The 15911-nt window shown below is 32.1% G+C and carries 14 protein-coding genes and 1 pseudogene; 5 read left to right on the plus strand and 10 right to left on the minus strand.

Annotated elements, in window-relative coordinates; translation table 11 throughout:
* Positions 1-140 precede the first annotated feature (140 nt).
* Entirely contained in the window at positions 141-1016 is an 876-nt protein-coding gene (locus KA824_RS05130; protein WP_107384915.1) for a LysR family transcriptional regulator, read from the plus strand.
* On the opposite strand, the gene hutG is transcribed toward KA824_RS05130, so the two are convergent.
* Entirely contained in the window at positions 1006-1935 is a 930-nt protein-coding gene (hutG, locus tag KA824_RS05135) for a formimidoylglutamase (protein ID WP_107384914.1), read from the minus strand. The genes KA824_RS05130 and hutG overlap by 11 nt on opposite strands.
* 255 nt (positions 1936-2190) lie before the next feature.
* On the opposite strand from hutG, the gene sdpC reads away from it, so the two are divergent.
* A complete protein-coding gene (sdpC, locus tag KA824_RS05140; RefSeq protein ID WP_107386227.1) occupies positions 2191-3501 on the plus strand; it encodes a peptidoglycan release complex CPBP-like subunit SdpC in 1311 nt (436 codons plus the stop codon).
* Between the two features lie 117 nt (positions 3502-3618).
* Here sdpC and KA824_RS05145 read toward each other — a convergent pair whose 3' ends face one another.
* Positions 3619-4305 (minus strand): ribose 5-phosphate isomerase A, encoded by a 687-nt coding sequence (locus KA824_RS05145; protein WP_181187394.1) that lies wholly within the window; start codon positions 4303-4305, stop codon positions 3619-3621.
* A 158-nt stretch (positions 4306-4463) separates the two neighbouring features.
* Here KA824_RS05145 and KA824_RS05150 point away from each other — a divergent pair.
* Positions 4464-5119, plus strand: a pseudogene (locus KA824_RS05150) (MOSC domain-containing protein).
* 275 nt (positions 5120-5394) lie between these two features.
* Here KA824_RS05150 and KA824_RS05155 read toward each other — a convergent pair.
* From KA824_RS05155 to KA824_RS05165, 3 genes are all read right to left on the minus strand, one after another.
* Positions 5395-6423 carry an aldose epimerase family protein gene (locus KA824_RS05155; protein ID WP_181187377.1) on the minus strand — a complete coding sequence of 343 codons (1029 nt, stop codon included), beginning with the start codon at positions 6421-6423 and terminating at the stop codon, positions 5395-5397.
* Between the two features lie 574 nt (positions 6424-6997).
* Complete coding sequence (locus KA824_RS05160) at positions 6998-8236, minus strand: ABC transporter permease (RefSeq protein WP_107384624.1); 1239 nt, start codon at positions 8234-8236, stop codon at positions 6998-7000.
* Positions 8229-9128 carry an ABC transporter ATP-binding protein gene (locus tag KA824_RS05165; RefSeq protein WP_107384623.1) on the minus strand — a complete coding sequence of 300 codons (900 nt, stop codon included), beginning with the start codon at positions 9126-9128 and terminating at the stop codon, positions 8229-8231. Before KA824_RS05165 ends, KA824_RS05160 begins: the two co-directional genes overlap by 8 nt.
* Positions 9129-9371: 243 nt before the next feature.
* Here KA824_RS05165 and KA824_RS05170 point away from each other — a divergent pair, with 243 nt between their 5' ends.
* Positions 9372-10991, plus strand: coding sequence for a ribulokinase (locus tag KA824_RS05170; protein WP_107505084.1), 1620 nt, complete (start codon positions 9372-9374; stop codon positions 10989-10991).
* Between the two features lie 71 nt (positions 10992-11062).
* Here the strand turns inward: KA824_RS05170 and KA824_RS05175 are convergent, their stop codons facing one another.
* The gene (locus KA824_RS05175) at positions 11063-11641 is read right to left on the minus strand and encodes a DUF805 domain-containing protein (protein ID WP_107384622.1); all 579 of its coding nucleotides are present in this window, start codon (positions 11639-11641) and stop codon (positions 11063-11065) included.
* A gap of 210 nt (positions 11642-11851) precedes the next feature.
* Between KA824_RS05175 and KA824_RS05180 the strand changes: the two genes are divergently transcribed.
* The gene (locus KA824_RS05180) at positions 11852-12460 is read left to right on the plus strand and encodes a DNA-3-methyladenine glycosylase (RefSeq protein ID WP_107505086.1); all 609 of its coding nucleotides are present in this window, start codon (positions 11852-11854) and stop codon (positions 12458-12460) included.
* 148 nt (positions 12461-12608) lie between these two features.
* Here KA824_RS05180 and KA824_RS05185 read toward each other — a convergent pair whose 3' ends face one another.
* The 4 genes from KA824_RS05185 to KA824_RS05200 form a co-directional block, all read right to left on the minus strand.
* Positions 12609-13937, minus strand: coding sequence for a Na+/H+ antiporter NhaC family protein (locus tag KA824_RS05185; protein ID WP_181187376.1), 1329 nt, complete (start codon positions 13935-13937; stop codon positions 12609-12611).
* 261 nt (positions 13938-14198) lie between these two features.
* Positions 14199-14999, minus strand: coding sequence for a DUF4097 family beta strand repeat-containing protein (locus KA824_RS05190; protein ID WP_107384619.1), 801 nt, complete (start codon positions 14997-14999; stop codon positions 14199-14201).
* Positions 14996-15556 carry an HAAS signaling domain-containing protein gene (locus KA824_RS05195; RefSeq protein ID WP_107384618.1) on the minus strand — a complete coding sequence of 187 codons (561 nt, stop codon included), beginning with the start codon at positions 15554-15556 and terminating at the stop codon, positions 14996-14998. The genes KA824_RS05190 and KA824_RS05195 overlap by 4 nt, the downstream gene beginning before the upstream one ends.
* On the minus strand, positions 15549-15872 hold the full coding sequence (locus KA824_RS05200) for a PadR family transcriptional regulator (protein ID WP_107384617.1): 324 nt from the start codon (positions 15870-15872) through the stop codon (positions 15549-15551). Before KA824_RS05200 ends, KA824_RS05195 begins: the two co-directional genes overlap by 8 nt.
* Positions 15873-15911: the final 39 nt, after the last annotated feature.

Below are 15911 nucleotides of genomic sequence, written 5' to 3' on the forward strand. Positions count from 1 at the left end.
TTCACGCCCCTAACATGAAAGTACGACTCCCTCTATATCTAAAAGTATAATATGTTATTATATAGACTACCAATATCAATAAACTAATTATTAATAGTTTTAAACTATAAATACACGAATCATTTAGGAGTGACATTCATTTGAAAATTGTTCAATTAGAATATTTTATTGCCGTCGTTAAATATAATAGTTTTACAAAGGCTGCAGATTTTTTACATATAAGCCAACCGTCTTTAACGAATACAATTAAAAAAATAGAAGCAGATTTAGGTTATGATTTATTTTTAAGAACTACAAAGGATATTAAAATTACAGAAAAAGGTATCCATTTTTATAACTATGCCGTTCAACTCGTGCAAAGTTATCATCAAACGCTGGAAAAAATGTATGATTTAAAAATGGGGCATGCACCTAAAATAAAATTTTCTATTCTTGAATCTTCAAATCAATGGATCTCACAAGTAGTTGCTATGCATCAAAAGGAATATGCAGACCAAACATATCATGCTTCAGAAGTACATGATCAGAGCACCATATTAGAGCGACTTTTAAATTTTGAAAATCATCTAGGCCTAACAAATGAGCAGATTGTCCATGACGATATACACTCTGTCCCACTATATAAAGAATCTTATGTACTCATAACGCCTAAAAATACATTCCCGAATAGCAAAAAAGTTTCTATTAAATCTTTACCACTAATTTTACCTACAAAAGGTTCACAAGTACGCAAGCATTTAGATGACTATTTTAACCGTCTAAATATTCATCCAAATATTATTATTGAAGCCGACCGCTTTGAAGCTTCAACTAATTTCGTTCATCGAGGATTAGGTTATGCAGTCATACCACGTGTCTATTACCAATCTTTTAATGCACGAGATTTAGATGCAATTGAAATTAAGCCAACACTCAGTCGTACGATTTACATCAATTACTTAAAAAAAAGAAAGCACCCTGAACGAGTACTTTCCTTTATAGATTTATGTCTTTATTATTGGAATATTAAAGAATAAAATGATGTAAAAAATTAGCTGAGAGCTTTGCTGTACGATTATCGACATCATATTTAGGGTTGGTTTCAGCAATGCTAATCGTTGAGACTTTTTCATTTGGGATAATACGTTTGGCAAGTTCAAGTACAATATGCGGAAATAGGCCTAATACTGCATTAGCACTTACGCCTGGTGCGTATGCGCTATCGATAACATCCATACATATTGTGAACATAATAACGTCATGGTTGTGTATAAAACGTTCTACCTTATCTTTTACAGGAGGAGATATTTGATGTAATAATTCCTCGGCATAAACAAAGCCGATATCTTTTTCGTTTGCATAATCAAATAGGCCTTGTGTATTACCACCTTGTTGTATGCCTAATACTAAATAGTCTGCTTGATTATCTTGATCTAAAATCTGCCTAAAACTCGTTCCAGAAGTGGACTGTGCTTCTGCTCTGGTATCAAAATGCGCATCAATATTAATAATACCTAAAGAAGCATCAGGATAAACTTCTTTTATGCCTAAATACTGGGCATAAGCGATATCATGTCCGCCTCCCAATAAGAACGTCTGTTTATGTCTTTGGATTGAGGTTGCAACATATTGTGCGAATTCTTTTTGGGTATCTTCTAAGTGATTGTGATCATGTTCTACATTACCATAATCATATATCTTGCAGTCACTCAACACAGGTAGATTGGCAAATGCTTTCTTAATTGCGTCGGGACCTTCTTTTGCACCTAATCTTCCTTTGTTCAATTCAACACCCTTGTCTACTGCGTAACCTAATAACCCCACACCTTGGCGTTTCTCACGATAGTCATCTTTGATATTCCTAAAATTTACAGTTTGAAAATGTCTAAATTGAGATGAATCTGTTTCACTATCGACTCTACCTGTCCATAAATCGCGCTGTGCTAATTTATACATAATTCTCCTCCTTTTAAAACAATATCCTCATATAAAAGTATACGCTTACATTGAATTCAATTCAATTTATGCTTTTATTTACCCAATATTCAGCTGCTTAATTTTTCAAATTACAATTAATTATTTCATTTAGATGTTAGTTTTGGCATTACTATTACATTTCAATGATAAATATCTAAATTTAATTTATTTCTGATTAATAAATATGTATAATTAGTGATAAATGATTTTCTGAACCCTATTGGAGGTTACATAATGAATAAACAACGTATATCAGGTTTTCAATGGGCAATAATGATTTTTATTTTCTTTATTATTGCTTATGCAGCTCCTATTATACTAAAAGATTTACAAAGTACTATTTCACTTAAAACTTTTGTCTTTGACTTAAGTGCTATAGCACCATTTATTGCTGCGCTTATTTGTATTATTGTTTTTAGTAATCGCAAAGCGCAGTTATCTGGTTTAAAACTAACAATAGATTTAAAAGTGATTGAACGAATTCTACTTGCATTTATATTACCTTTAGTCATTTTCTTGATTGCTATGGTAAGCTTCAACATCTTTGCAGATAGTTTTGTATTATTACAAGCAGAAGATTTATCAGTTTCTATAACTGCAATTATACTCGGACAGCTAGTGATGGCATTCTTAATAGAGTTCGGTTTCCGTTCTTACTTGCAAAACATTATAGAAACGAAAATGAATACATTTTTTGCATCAATTATTGTTGGTATATTATATTCCATTTGGAATATAAACATGGTATTTAGTCTTGAATATACTTTATATGGTTTATTATATACATTTGCATTCTCTATGATTATAGGTGAATTGATTCGTGCTACAAAAGGACGCACGATTTATATCGCAACGATATTCCATGCAGCAATGTCATTTGGTCTTGTTTTCTTATTCAATGAAGAGCTCGGCAGTGTTTTCGCAATGAAAGTAATTGCACTATCTACATCAGCTGTAGCAGTCGTTTACATTTTATTAAGTATTATTATTCGCGCGATACTCTATTTCTTTACAAAGCGCAGTTTAGATGAAGTCGATAATAATAATTATTTGGACCACGTTAATGAATATTCAGAAGCACCTCAAGAAGAAGACAGCAGTGAAACACCCGATGATGCAACAACAAAAGCACAAGTTCATACAGAAGATGACGAGCACAGTGAATCTACTACTTCTCAAACTGAAGAGGCAACAGACAAACATATAAATTCAGATGATGCTGACTCAAAAACATCAACTGAACTTATGGATGATACTGACACTCAAAATAATCACCAACAAACAAATCATGATGACAGTCGAAACAATATTATAGATGAAAACACACCACAAACACCTGAGAACAACGACGTTCAAGGAGAACACAACCATGTTAAAACACAGGTAAACGGTGCTGTTGAAAATTCTACTGAGAGAGCACAAACAGAAGCAACATCAACAGAACATGATAATGATCAAAATACTTCTGAGACAATCACACAACAAAATAAAAAACGACAACGCTCACCTTTTAAACTAAAAAACAAACGTGATCATCGTCGCTAATTAACAAAAAGCAGGTTACACTTACCGTATATTCAGATACAATGACTAAACCTCATGATTATCTTAATTTATACCGGTAGTTAACCTGCTTTTATTATATTTTAATATACCAAATTATTATTTATTTAAAATTTTAACACCTTTTTGTGTACCTATAATGACTTGATCTGTAACATCGATAAAATAACCAGTTTCTAAGACACCTACTAAATGAATTAAAAATTCATGCATAGCATAAGGATCGATAGATGAATTCAATGTAACATCAAGAATATAATTTCCATTATCAGTTATAAATGGGACATCATCCACCATCCGACGTATCACTTGCAAATTATCGTAAGCTGCAATTTTTTTAGAAACTAATAACCAATTAAATTTATCTACTTCTACAGGTAAATTAAACGTTTCACCTAAATATGATACACACTTAGATTCATCGACTAAAACAATAAATTTTTCCGCCATGGCGTCAATCACTTTTTCTCTAAATAATGCGCCACCGCCACCTTTAATTAAATTCAAATTGTTGTCCACTTCGTCTGCACCATCAATTGCAACGTCTATTTTCTCAATATCATTGACATCCACTACTCGAATACCTAATTCTTTGGCGATATAAGCGGTTTTATTAGAAGTGCATACACCTGTAATATCAATCTGTTCATGGTTCAATTTCTCAGCTAATTTTGGGACAAGCAACTCTATTGTTGAACCAGAACCAATTCCAACTACCATACCGTCGCTGATTTGGCTTAACGCGTCATTAAATGTACTAATTTTCAACTGTTTCGTATCCATAATGCGTCCCCTTTACATAACTTACTCTCACCTTTATTGTACATGAGATTGAAAAAAATACATAGCTAAAAAATATGTATAAATTTTAAATTAATATATCTTCTTGCATAATCAAATATGTGCTTTACAATAATAATACATAACCAACAAGGGGGATTGTCATGATTTATGATTTAAAAGCGATTGCTACAGGAAAAATAGAAGATTTACCTTATAGTTCTAAAAGACCGATGCGTTCAGCACTTAACAAACAGCCATTCACCGGTAGAATGTGGCTTTCAAAAACAGGTTTTTCTGAAGATGAGCAAGAATACAAAGGACATGGCGGTCCCAATAAAGCTGTGTGTTTATATAGTGAAAAAATTATAATTTATGGAAAGATGATGTCTCGGTTTTACCAGAGTATGCAATGTTTGGCGAAAATTTAACTGTCAAAGATTTGGATGAAAAAGACTTACATTTTGGTGATCAATTTCAATTAGGTGAAGCGATTATCGAAGTTTCAGAGATTAGAGAACCTTGTTGGAAAATACAAGAAAAGTATAAAATTCCTAACCTTATTAAACGTATGTCTAGTACATGTAGAACTGGTTGTTACCTTAGAGTAATTAAAGAAGGTTTTGTTAGCGACTCATCTCATCTTCAGCTCATAAAATACGGAGAGCAAGATTCCCTTTTAACTGTATTTGAACTCAATGATATTTATTACAATGATAATAAAAATGTTGCGCGCTTAGCCTATGCCTTAAAAAATCCTTATTTAACTGAAGAAAGACGACGCAAATTAGAAAAGTATCTAAAACGCGCACAAAAATAAATATCACAATATACTAAAATGCCATATTCTAATGCGCAATAAAAAAACAGACCCCTGTACAACAAGCATCTGTAAATATTATACATTTATTAAACTCAGGTTAAGTAACTGACAAAATATGATATTCATACAGATTCACTAACCTGAGTATTTCTTTTAAACCTATCTTCTATAGCACGATATTATAAAACGTCGGTTGCTTATTCACAAGTATCACTTGATTATTTTGCATTACTTTAAATCACTTCAATGTACTTGATTCAACCACAGTAATATTATTCTGCTTCCCCACCTGTTTTTTCAGCAATTTTATATGAAGTCTTAGAATAAAAAGGTCGATTCGCTTCTAATATTGATGGCGCATTTTCTCCATACAAATTAATATCATTGGGGATGCATTGCGTTTCTAATGTAAATCCTGAATGTGCTTTATAAATATTAAAGTCACTTTCCCATTCCGTAGTATCATTAAAAGTAAAAATCACGACATTAGGCATATCTGTCTCAACAGAAAGTTGAAAATGCTTATTTTCAACTTTCATACCTTGCTCTCCAATTTGAAACGGATGATCCAGACCACCATATCGTTTCATTTGTGTTTGAATATCATGGTGTTCACTATTAAAAATATCTTTAAATTGAATTTGACTACGCTCAAACACACTTTCTAAATTTAATGGTTCTTGTTTTGTTACAAAATGATTATTGTCTAATAAGTGCATTTTTAATACTGAACTTGAGATGCTATGATTATCGATGACGTTATTGTCTCTGTTCAAATTAAAGTATACATGATTCATAGGATTAAAAATTGTTTTTTCGGTAGCTACAGCTTTATACTCAATTGTCCATTTGTGGTCAACATCATAAGTATGTATCACCTCTAAATTGATATTTCCTGGGAAATGATCATCTGACTGCTGAATTGTGGTAGAAAATACAATTTTCACTTGGCCTACTTGCTCAAATATTTCATAATCGAAATAACATTTATCTATACCTTTAAAGCCACCGTGAATATTATTTTCACCATCGTTTGTATCTAATCGGTACGTTGTACCATCTAAATGAAACTCAGCATTTGCTATACGTCCGCCATAACGACCTACAGTAGCACCAAAATAAAAAGGGTTTTGTTGATAGAATTCATCCGCTTCTACCACATTACCTAATACAATATTGTTATCATCATATTTCCATGACACGATACGGGCGCCATAGTTCGTGAAAACAATCTTAGTTGCTTCATTGTCTATTTTAATTAAGTCAATACCATTACTTTGTCTTTCTACTTTTGCAAACATCATCAATTACTCCCTTTCGAACCAAACATATTATTATTCACTTTAACTTTCAGCTTTATCTTGAATAAAACTTCAATCACAACTGTAACGAACATCATTCTTGCTTTATTAAACAAGATACAATATTCTCATCAGTTTAATAATGCATTACTTTTAAAGTGAATTGCACAGCATTTTAAATTAGCTTAGATAATTATGCGCTCAATATGTCCCCATTTACTGAGCAAAATACCTCATTCACTAATATTTAAAATTTTAAAACAGTTTACTACTTCCCTAGGTAGTTATCTTACTTTCCTATAGTGTAACAACTTAACCAAATCATTATCTATACTAATTATTAATTCTATCAAATATTATTTAAAATTGTGATGTTTTTTCTAGTTTTTTTATAGATATGATTTATTTAGCATATTTAATGCACTTGCAAATCACGCTTCCAAGTATTTTTTATAAAAAAGTAGGGATGAAACCATTATGTTGTTTTAGTTTCACTCCCCTACTCATATATTTAAATACACTTCAAAAAGTTATTGGTTTATCTATAACTTATCTTAATGATTGTTAACACACTTTAATTTTTACTGAAGACACGTTTCATAGACTTTAACAAGCCTTTATCAAAACTTAATATTGTATCTTTATAACTTCTTACTGCAATATAAAGTAAGATAAATATTGTTAATATTGATAAACTCATACTTACTACAATTTCCCAAGTAGCTACGTCAGGTGTTGATGCACGTAAAAACATGATAAAGGGAGATAATAAAGGAATAAAACTTGCAACTTTTATGAGCGTCGTGTCAGGATTTATAACACCAAACATTGCCATATATAATGCAATGATACTAATCAAAGTCATCGGCATAAGTGATTGGTTAATATCTTCGATTCGTGCAGTAATCGAACCCAATATAGCGGCCAATATAATATAAGAAAGTATACCTAAAATAAGAGAAAGTATACCTACGATAATTAATTGTACTGTTAGATCATTAGGCTCAACATCAAATCCTTTAAGCATATCTCCAATATCAAATAGCAACACACTTATGATGCCTACAATAATGAAAATACTAATTTGTGTTAATGCCACAGCGATGACGCCACACAATTTTGCAAGTATGTGTGTTACTGGAGATATGCTTGTGATAATCATTTCAATGACACGTGAGGTCTTCTCAGTTGCAATTTCCATTGCCACTTGATTGGCATAATTTATGATTATGAAAAACATGAGCATAATGCCTGCATAAACGATAATCGTATTAAATGTTTTTTGTGACTCACTTAAATTTGTCTCGTTCGCACTATCTGAAAGCACTTGTGAGCTTACTTCACTTTGAGATTGCAATTGTTTTAGCTCATCTTCAGATAGATTTAAACTAGATGCCACAAGTTTGGTTTGAATGGCTGACAAAGTAGTTTGTAATTTTTGTTCATCTGTTTTTGACACGGTATCTTTACTTAAAATTTTACCAGTCAGTTTGTGATTATCATGCAAATCAATGACATACGCTTTATCTAACTTTTCATTTTTTACTTGTTGATGTGCTTGTGATTTAGTCACTTTTTTAAATTTCGCATCACTATCAAGGTGATTACTTTGTGCTTTAATCACTTTATATACTTGGTCCTGATTAACTACAATACCAATCTTATCAGGGCCATTATCAAATAGATCGACGATTTTATTAATATTAGCGGCTGCCAACATTAATACAACTACAATCGCAGTGAAAATCATAAATGATTTTGTTTTTACTTTACTTTTATACGTAAGTGAAAAAGTAGCCCAAAATTTATCCATTTGCATCACCTACTTTATCTATAAAAATCTCATTTAACGTTGGTTCTATAACTTGAAACCTTTTGACAAAACCATACTGAACTACAATATTATATATTTCTTCAGCAATCACTTCGTCTTCTATCAACGCTCTTATTTCCCTTTTATTACGTTCAACCTGGATAACACCAGTAATATCATCTATTTCTGACATCGCATGATTTGTTTCAATTATAACGCTTTTATTGCCATGATTTGCTTTCACCTCATCAATTGGCCCAGAAACAACAAGTTCACCTTTATTCAAAATGCAAACATCATCACATAGTTCTTCTACATGTTCCATTCTATGAGAACTATATATAATCGTCGTTCCTGCATCATTTAAATCTTTTACGGCTGATTTTAATAATTCAACATTAACTGGATCTAAACCACTAAAAGGTTCATCCAAGATTAATAATTCTGGATTATGTAACATACTTGCTAAGAGTTGAATTTTTTGCTGATTTCCTTTAGATAACGCTTCTATTTTCTTTTCTCTATTTTCTTCAATATCAAAACGATTTAACCAATAATCAATAGATTTGCTTATCTCTTTTGATTTCATCCCTTTTAATGTAGCTAGATATCTCAATTCATCTTCTACTTTCATTTTCGGATGTAACCCTCGTTCTTCAGGCAAATATCCTATTTTATCATATATTGATTGGTCAATCGCCTTATCTTTATATAAAATTTGTCCTTCTGTAATCGGCGTCAAACCAAGTATCATTCTAAAAGTTGTCGTCTTTCCTGCACCATTACGTCCTAAAAATCCTAGCATCTTTCCTGATTCTAAAATTATCGATATGTCATTAACTGCTGTAAAATCCTTATATTTTTTTGTAACATTTGCTATTTTTAAGGACATGATAAGATTTCCCTCCCTTAAAGTCGAATGAATATATATTGATAATAACATTTCGCACCTTAAATATACATTTCAAATTGTATTTTAGCTTTTTAACCTATTTGTATGATGATTCATATCAACTCTTACCTTCCATTATCATCTAAAAACGTTGTTATCTTTACAATGTTTTTTGCAAGCACTATTATTAGATTAAATAAGTAATCAGAACTTATTAAAATGATTATTGGGAGGCAATGCCGCATGAGTTACAGTATTGGGATCGATTTTGGTACAGCATCTGGTCGTGTATTTCTCGTAGATACCTCCAATGGTGAGATTATTTCTAGCTACATAGAAGCATATCCTCATGGTACAATTTCAGGTTCATTGAACGGCCATGATTTACCGCATAATTATTTTTTACAAAACGCTGAAGATTACACAAATATATTAGAAAAAGGTGTTCAACACGTTTTATCAGAAAGTAAAATTGATCCATCAAATGTAATTGGTATGGGAATCGATTTCACAAGTTGTACGATTGTCTTTTTAGATGAACATTTCAAACCATTACATACACATGAATCATTAAAAGATGAACCACATGCTTATGTTAAGCTTTGGAAACACCATGGTGCTCATGAAGAAGCGACATTTATGAAAAAAATAAATGACACATATAACGCAAATTGGTTAGACTTTTATGGTCATAGTGTTAATAGTGAATGGATGATTCCAAAAATATTAGAGGTTAAACACAAAGCGCCAGAAATTTTAGCGCAGAGTGCATATATTATGGAGGCTGGAGATTATATTGTTAGTTTATTAACCAATCGCAATATTCGTTCAAATTGTGGCATAGGGTTCAAAGGTTTTTACAACGAAAAAGATGGCTTTAATTATTCGTTTTTTGAAGCGGTAGATAAAGACTTACCTTCAATTGTAAAAAATAAATGTGAGGCACCAGTGATAAATATTGGTGAAAGTGCAGGGGCTTTAACTACTTATTATCAAAAATTATGGGGGCTATCAGATAAAGTTCAAATTTCTCCTTATATTATAGATGCTCATTCAGGAGTACTCGGCGTTGGTGCAATCGAACAGGGTGAATTCACACCTGTTATAGGTACTAGCACTTGTCATCTCATGCTCGACGCTAAGCAAGTTGCAATTCCTGCGATTACAGGATCAGTCAAAGATGCAATTATCCCAGGTTTATATGCTTATGAAGCTGGTCAAGCTGCAGTTGGTGATTTATTTAGTTATTCAGCTAGTCAGGCCCCAGCGTCCATAGTAAAACAAGCTGAAAAAGAAGGTATTACTATATTAGAACACTTAGAAAATTTAGCTTCTGAGATACCAATTCATCAACAGCACGTAACCGTTTTAGATTGGCATAATGGTAATCGTAGTATATTAAGCAACAGTAACCTTACTGGTAGTATCTTTGGCTTAACGTTACAAACACCATTCGAAATGATTCATCGTGCTTATATTGAAGCAACGGCTTTTGGGACTAAGTTAATTATGCAACAATTTGAAGATAACCAAATACCGGTTAATACTGTTTATGCTGCTGGTGGTATACCAATTAAAAGCGAATTACTCGTAGATATATATACTAATGTCTTAAATAAAGAAGTCGTCGTTATGGATTCTTCCAATGCTACAGCATTAGGTGCAGCAATGTTAGGTGCAAATGTAGGTGGTGCTTATCAAACACTTGAAGAAACAGTACATCATATGAAACAACCTGTTTATTACCGTTTACAGCCTGATCCAAAAAAGGTAAAACAATATGAAGTACTTTTTCAACGCTACAAAGCTTTGCATGACGTATTAGGAAAACATTATCCAAATTTATCATATATTAATAATTAAACTTTATAAAAACCCAATTATGACAAAAAACAGTCTAACAGTTTGACTTGTCATAATTGGGTTTATTTTAACTATTGCTCTCTATACATGTCATCAATTTTAGTATATTGGTTTGCATATTTATGGCTTGGACCATATTTATTTGTTTTTCGTTCACTATCCAAGCAACTAACGACTAGCGCATAAATACCAAAACCTATATAGAATGCGTATATCAATACGATGAAAATCACACTTGCCATATGATTGAAATCTGAATCTAGTATAGCTATTACTGTAAATATGATATATGAAAACACTGAAATACCTAAATAAATAAGTGGTAGTAACATCGATCTACCTGTATCATGAAATCTTCTAATAAATATCGCCCAATTAGGTATTAAAGTAGCTAATCCGTACACAGCTATATATATCACACTGATAATAAGAAAGATTACGCTTATCATAATGGCCGTTTCAGATTGAGAAGCAGCAGCGCTAATTAATGCAATCAAACCAATGAAATATACAACAAACGCTGGTACTAGAAAAATCATATGCCATAAAACCATATACCAATATTCACTTCTGCGTGCACGGCCTTTGAAGTTAAAATAATTTTTCCAAAATAGTTTTAATGCTTCTCCAAATCCAATTTTTCTTTCCAAATTGCTCCCCCCGTTTCAAGTACATTTGATATAATGTTCATTTAACTTTAATATAGTCATTGATACTTTAACTTATGAGTTTTTAATTTTTAGTAAACTTATAAGGTTATTCTACCAAAATTCTCACATGCTTGTAACACAATTTTACAATTTAATAAAAAATTTTTAAAAACATTTAATTTCAAAAACTATTATATGGAGGATTAATAAATGGATTTTTTACAACGTGATACAGTCACTATCGCCAAAGATTTATTAGGTGTGCGTGTCATTTTCGAAGATGATTTACATACATTTACTGGATACATCGTTGAAACTGAAGCCTATGTTGGTGAAAAGGATCAAGCCGCTCACGGATTTAATGGCAAACGCACACCCAAAGTAGAATCATTATATAAACTTGGTGGCACTATTTATGCCCATGTGATGCATACGCATTTACTCATCAACTTTGTAACACAATTAGAAGGTGTACCTGAAGGTGTCCTGATACGTGCTGTTGAACCAGAAGAGAATATTGAAGCTATGCGTTCAAATAGAAACAAAGATGGCTTTGAATTAACAAATGGCCCAGGAAAATGGACTAAAGCATTTAATATACCGAGACATTTGGATGGTTCACGATTAAATGAAGGCAATCTAAAAATAGATACTAAAAACCGTAAACATCCTAAACATATTGAGGAAACACCGAGAATTGGTATTCCTAATAAAGGTGAATGGACGCAAAAACCGCTTCGCTTTATTGTTAAAGGCAATCCCTACGTTTCAAGAATTTCAAAACGTACTACCATACCACCACAAGATACATGGCGTTAATAAAAGGGAAACAGAGATTAAAATTTAATATAATCTCTGCTTCCCTATAATATTATTAAATTATTTGAATTATAAACGCTCACTTTGAATGGCTAGTCTGTGATATATCATTTTCACTTTCTAATAATTAGCTTAATTAAAATAGAAATTATTTAGAAAGGTTTTTTTCTTTATCAAGTAAACCAAATTGTATCGTAATAACCGTACAAATGACAAATATCACAGGATAAAATGTGTATTGTAAAACTTCTATATAAGAAACATCTCCATATTGTTCAACCATTAACATACCACTATCATGCGGCAGTACCATTAAGGCACAACATGCGAATATATCTAATAAGCTTGCCATACGTTTAGGAGGTACCTTATATTCATCTCCAATTTCTTTAGCGATAGGCGCAGAAATTAAAATTGCTAACGTATTGTGTGATAAAGCAGCAGAAAGTACACCGGACATTAAACTAATCACATATTCTGCACTTTTTCGGCCTTTTGCTTTTTCTTTCATTGTTTTAATAATCCAATCAACACCGCCATAATAGCGAATTAATGCCACAAGTCCAGAAACTAAAAACGCCACAAGAAAAATAAGGAACATGCTTTCCATACCTTCACCAATAGCTTTTGTAAACTGGAATATGCCCAAATTGCCTTGAAGCAAACCAATGACACCTGCCATTATGATACCGATAATCAACACTAAAATCACATCCAAACCTGCGATTGCTGCTATAAGTACAAATAGATATGGCAGTATATTTATAAAATTAAAACTTAAGTCACCTTCCACTTTACCTGTTCCACCCACAACTGCATATATAACTGCAGTAATAAGTGCAGCAGGTAGCGCAATCAACACATTCATCTTAAATTTATCTTTCATCTTAGTACCGACGCCATTTGTAGCTGCAATCGTCGTATCTGAAATAATGGATAAGTTATCACCAAAATATGCACCTGCAATAACAGCGGCACCTGCTGCTGCGACACTTAAATCAGCAGCTTGAGCTACAGCAACACCTACTGGAATAAAAGCAGCTTGCGCCCCCGTAGAAGTACCTAACGTTAGCGCAGCAAAACCACTCATAATGAAAATACCAGGTATGAGTAGACTTGGTGGGATGACAGTAAGCCCCATATTCACCATTGCTGTCTTACCACCCATTTCCGAGGTAACGGTAGAAAAAGCGCCTGCTAATAACAGTATCAAGCCTAGATTAACAATACCTGAATTGCCTGCATGCGCTGTAAATATTTCTACTTTTTTAGAAAACTTCGTTTTTCTATCATAGCATGTCCAAGCGATAACGATGCCGATAAAAATAGCAACATGTCTTGGTAATTGATCAAACGCGTCTTCTTTACCCATTATGGTAAAAGTGAGTCCTACACCAATATATAACCCTAAAAATATGATTAATGGTAGAAGTGCTAAAACACCATATTGCTTATCACTTCTATTCAATTCCTGCATAACACTCCTCCTTATAAACCTAGTAATTTTATATGGCTTATAGTATATCAAAAAAGAAGCAAACACAGAAATTTAAAATTTCATCAATTCTCAGGCTAATAACAAAATAATTATAAATTATTTTCAATATCACTATAATTTTAATACGAGAACTAAAATATGAGCATAAGTCAAAATCGTTTTAGTGAATTGACTTTGATATGCTTATACTCACACAATGTAGCTTAATGCATACGATGTTATTTACTCATATTTTCAATTTTAGTTGATTTCTGCATTACCTGTGTCCGTTTCAATATGAATGAGGTTAGAGCCATTACCTACTTGTTTGTTTTTAAACAAGTGATTATTAATGTCCAGTTCTCCTACGTCGCTATCAAATTCTATGCGTGTGTTTTCAGGCTGATTATTCGTATATGCCATTGCTATGTTGCCTACATCCGTTTTCACTTTAATTGGTATATCAATAGGCGTGTCTTTGATATTGATTGATCCAGTATCAGCTTCGAACTCACCTGAATTAAATTGAGTCGTTGCCATATACATATCTGCAACATCAACTTCAGCAATTAAACGATCAAATTTAGCATGCGTGATATTTAATTTTCCAACATCTGCGTATAACTTAGCATAATCCGCTTTTATTTGATCAATCATAATCGAACCAGATTCAGTATTAACATTTAAATGGCTCAATGATTTAGGTAATGTGATAATGACATCATTATTTTTAAAGTCCATAAATGTAATATCGACATTGCTATCTAATGATTTATCTTTCACATATAACGTACCGTTTTTTATAGTAGTATCCATATTTATTTTGTCGTTAGAACCTCGTGATTCAACTTTAAGTTGATCACCTTTTTTAAGTTTTAAATTACTATTGTTCAAATCTATATTGAGATTTTTTACTTTATTTTCATCATATTCTTTATGATAATTCTCTGTGACTTCTTTCGACTTTTTACTTTCTACTTGAAATTGGTTTACTACACCAATGCCACAAACAATCGTTACAATTAATCCAATTACAAAAAGACTAATCAATGTTTTCTTCATGAAATCCCACTCCTTTTCACAACACTTATATTCCACTTGAGATACTTCACACAAATTAAATAAAATGCTTTAGAAATTAAATACGTAATCACAAATAACATTAATCCCATTCCAAACAGTGCACCTACTGCATATACATCAAAAAGTAATACATTTTCAAATCCACTTAAAAATCCTTTTACCAATAATAATATTGGACTTAAAACGAATGAAATTGTCGTTACAATTAATGAAACAACGATACTTAAAACGAAAATAAACGGTACTAAAATTACAAAGAAATTTAATATACTTAAACCCATCACTGCAAAAATGGCGTTCCCAACGTCGCCAAATTTTTTACTGTCAGCAGCTTTTTCTACAGCAGCTGTCGCATTCATTTCTTTAGCTAAAGTTCTAGGATCACCTAGTTCTTTTGAAATTTGTGCTTCTGTTTTACCTTCTTTTAATCCGCTATAAAAATGTGTTTCGTACTCATTTAAAATATCTTGTCGTTCTGCATCAGAATCATGTTTCAAATGTTTATGCAACTGTTTTAAAAATTCATTTTTAGTCATTCCATTCACTCTCCTTTATAAATACTTCTACAATATTCGAAAACGATCGCCATTCATGTAATAAGTCAACTAATCTGTCATTACCTTGGTCAGTCACTTTGTAATATTTCCTTGCTGGACCCTCTGAAGAAGGTTGGTAATATGTCGTGAGTTCTCCATTTTTCACTAATCTTCGTAGCAATGGGTACACTGTTCCTTCTGCAATACTCATATGTCTCGAAATATTTTGAACGAGCGAGTAACCGTACTGATCATCTCTTTTGATAATAAGTAGCACTATAAGCTCTAGCGCGCCCTTTTTAAATTGGCTATTCATATGTTACCTCCTATGTAAATCCAGTACTATACATTACAC

The sequence above is a fragment of the Staphylococcus sp. GDY8P198P genome (genome assembly GCF_017891615.1).
In the GTDB taxonomy this organism is placed as follows: domain Bacteria; phylum Bacillota; class Bacilli; order Staphylococcales; family Staphylococcaceae; genus Staphylococcus; species Staphylococcus cohnii.

Excerpts from the sequence above, each read along its gene's own strand:
- hutG (WP_107384914.1), bottom strand. The coding sequence starts at position 1,935 with ATGTATAAATTAGCACAGCGCGATTTATGGACAGGTAGAGTCGATAGT.
- sdpC (WP_107386227.1), top strand. The coding sequence starts at position 2,191 with ATGAATAAACAACGTATATCAGGTTTTCAATGGGCAATAATGATTTTT.
- KA824_RS05155 (WP_181187377.1), bottom strand. The coding sequence starts at position 6,423 with ATGTTTGCAAAAGTAGAAAGACAAAGTAATGGTATTGACTTAATTAAA.
- KA824_RS05160 (WP_107384624.1), bottom strand. The coding sequence starts at position 8,236 with ATGGATAAATTTTGGGCTACTTTTTCACTTACGTATAAAAGTAAAGTA.
- KA824_RS05165 (WP_107384623.1), bottom strand. The coding sequence starts at position 9,128 with ATGTCCTTAAAAATAGCAAATGTTACAAAAAAATATAAGGATTTTACA.
- KA824_RS05170 (WP_107505084.1), top strand. The coding sequence starts at position 9,372 with ATGAGTTACAGTATTGGGATCGATTTTGGTACAGCATCTGGTCGTGTA.
- KA824_RS05180 (WP_107505086.1), top strand. The coding sequence starts at position 11,852 with ATGGATTTTTTACAACGTGATACAGTCACTATCGCCAAAGATTTATTA.
- KA824_RS05185 (WP_181187376.1), bottom strand. The coding sequence starts at position 13,937 with ATGCAGGAATTGAATAGAAGTGATAAGCAATATGGTGTTTTAGCACTT.
- KA824_RS05190 (WP_107384619.1), bottom strand. The coding sequence starts at position 14,999 with ATGAAGAAAACATTGATTAGTCTTTTTGTAATTGGATTAATTGTAACG.
- KA824_RS05195 (WP_107384618.1), bottom strand. The coding sequence starts at position 15,556 with ATGACTAAAAATGAATTTTTAAAACAGTTGCATAAACATTTGAAACAT.
- KA824_RS05200 (WP_107384617.1), bottom strand. The coding sequence starts at position 15,872 with ATGAATAGCCAATTTAAAAAGGGCGCGCTAGAGCTTATAGTGCTACTT.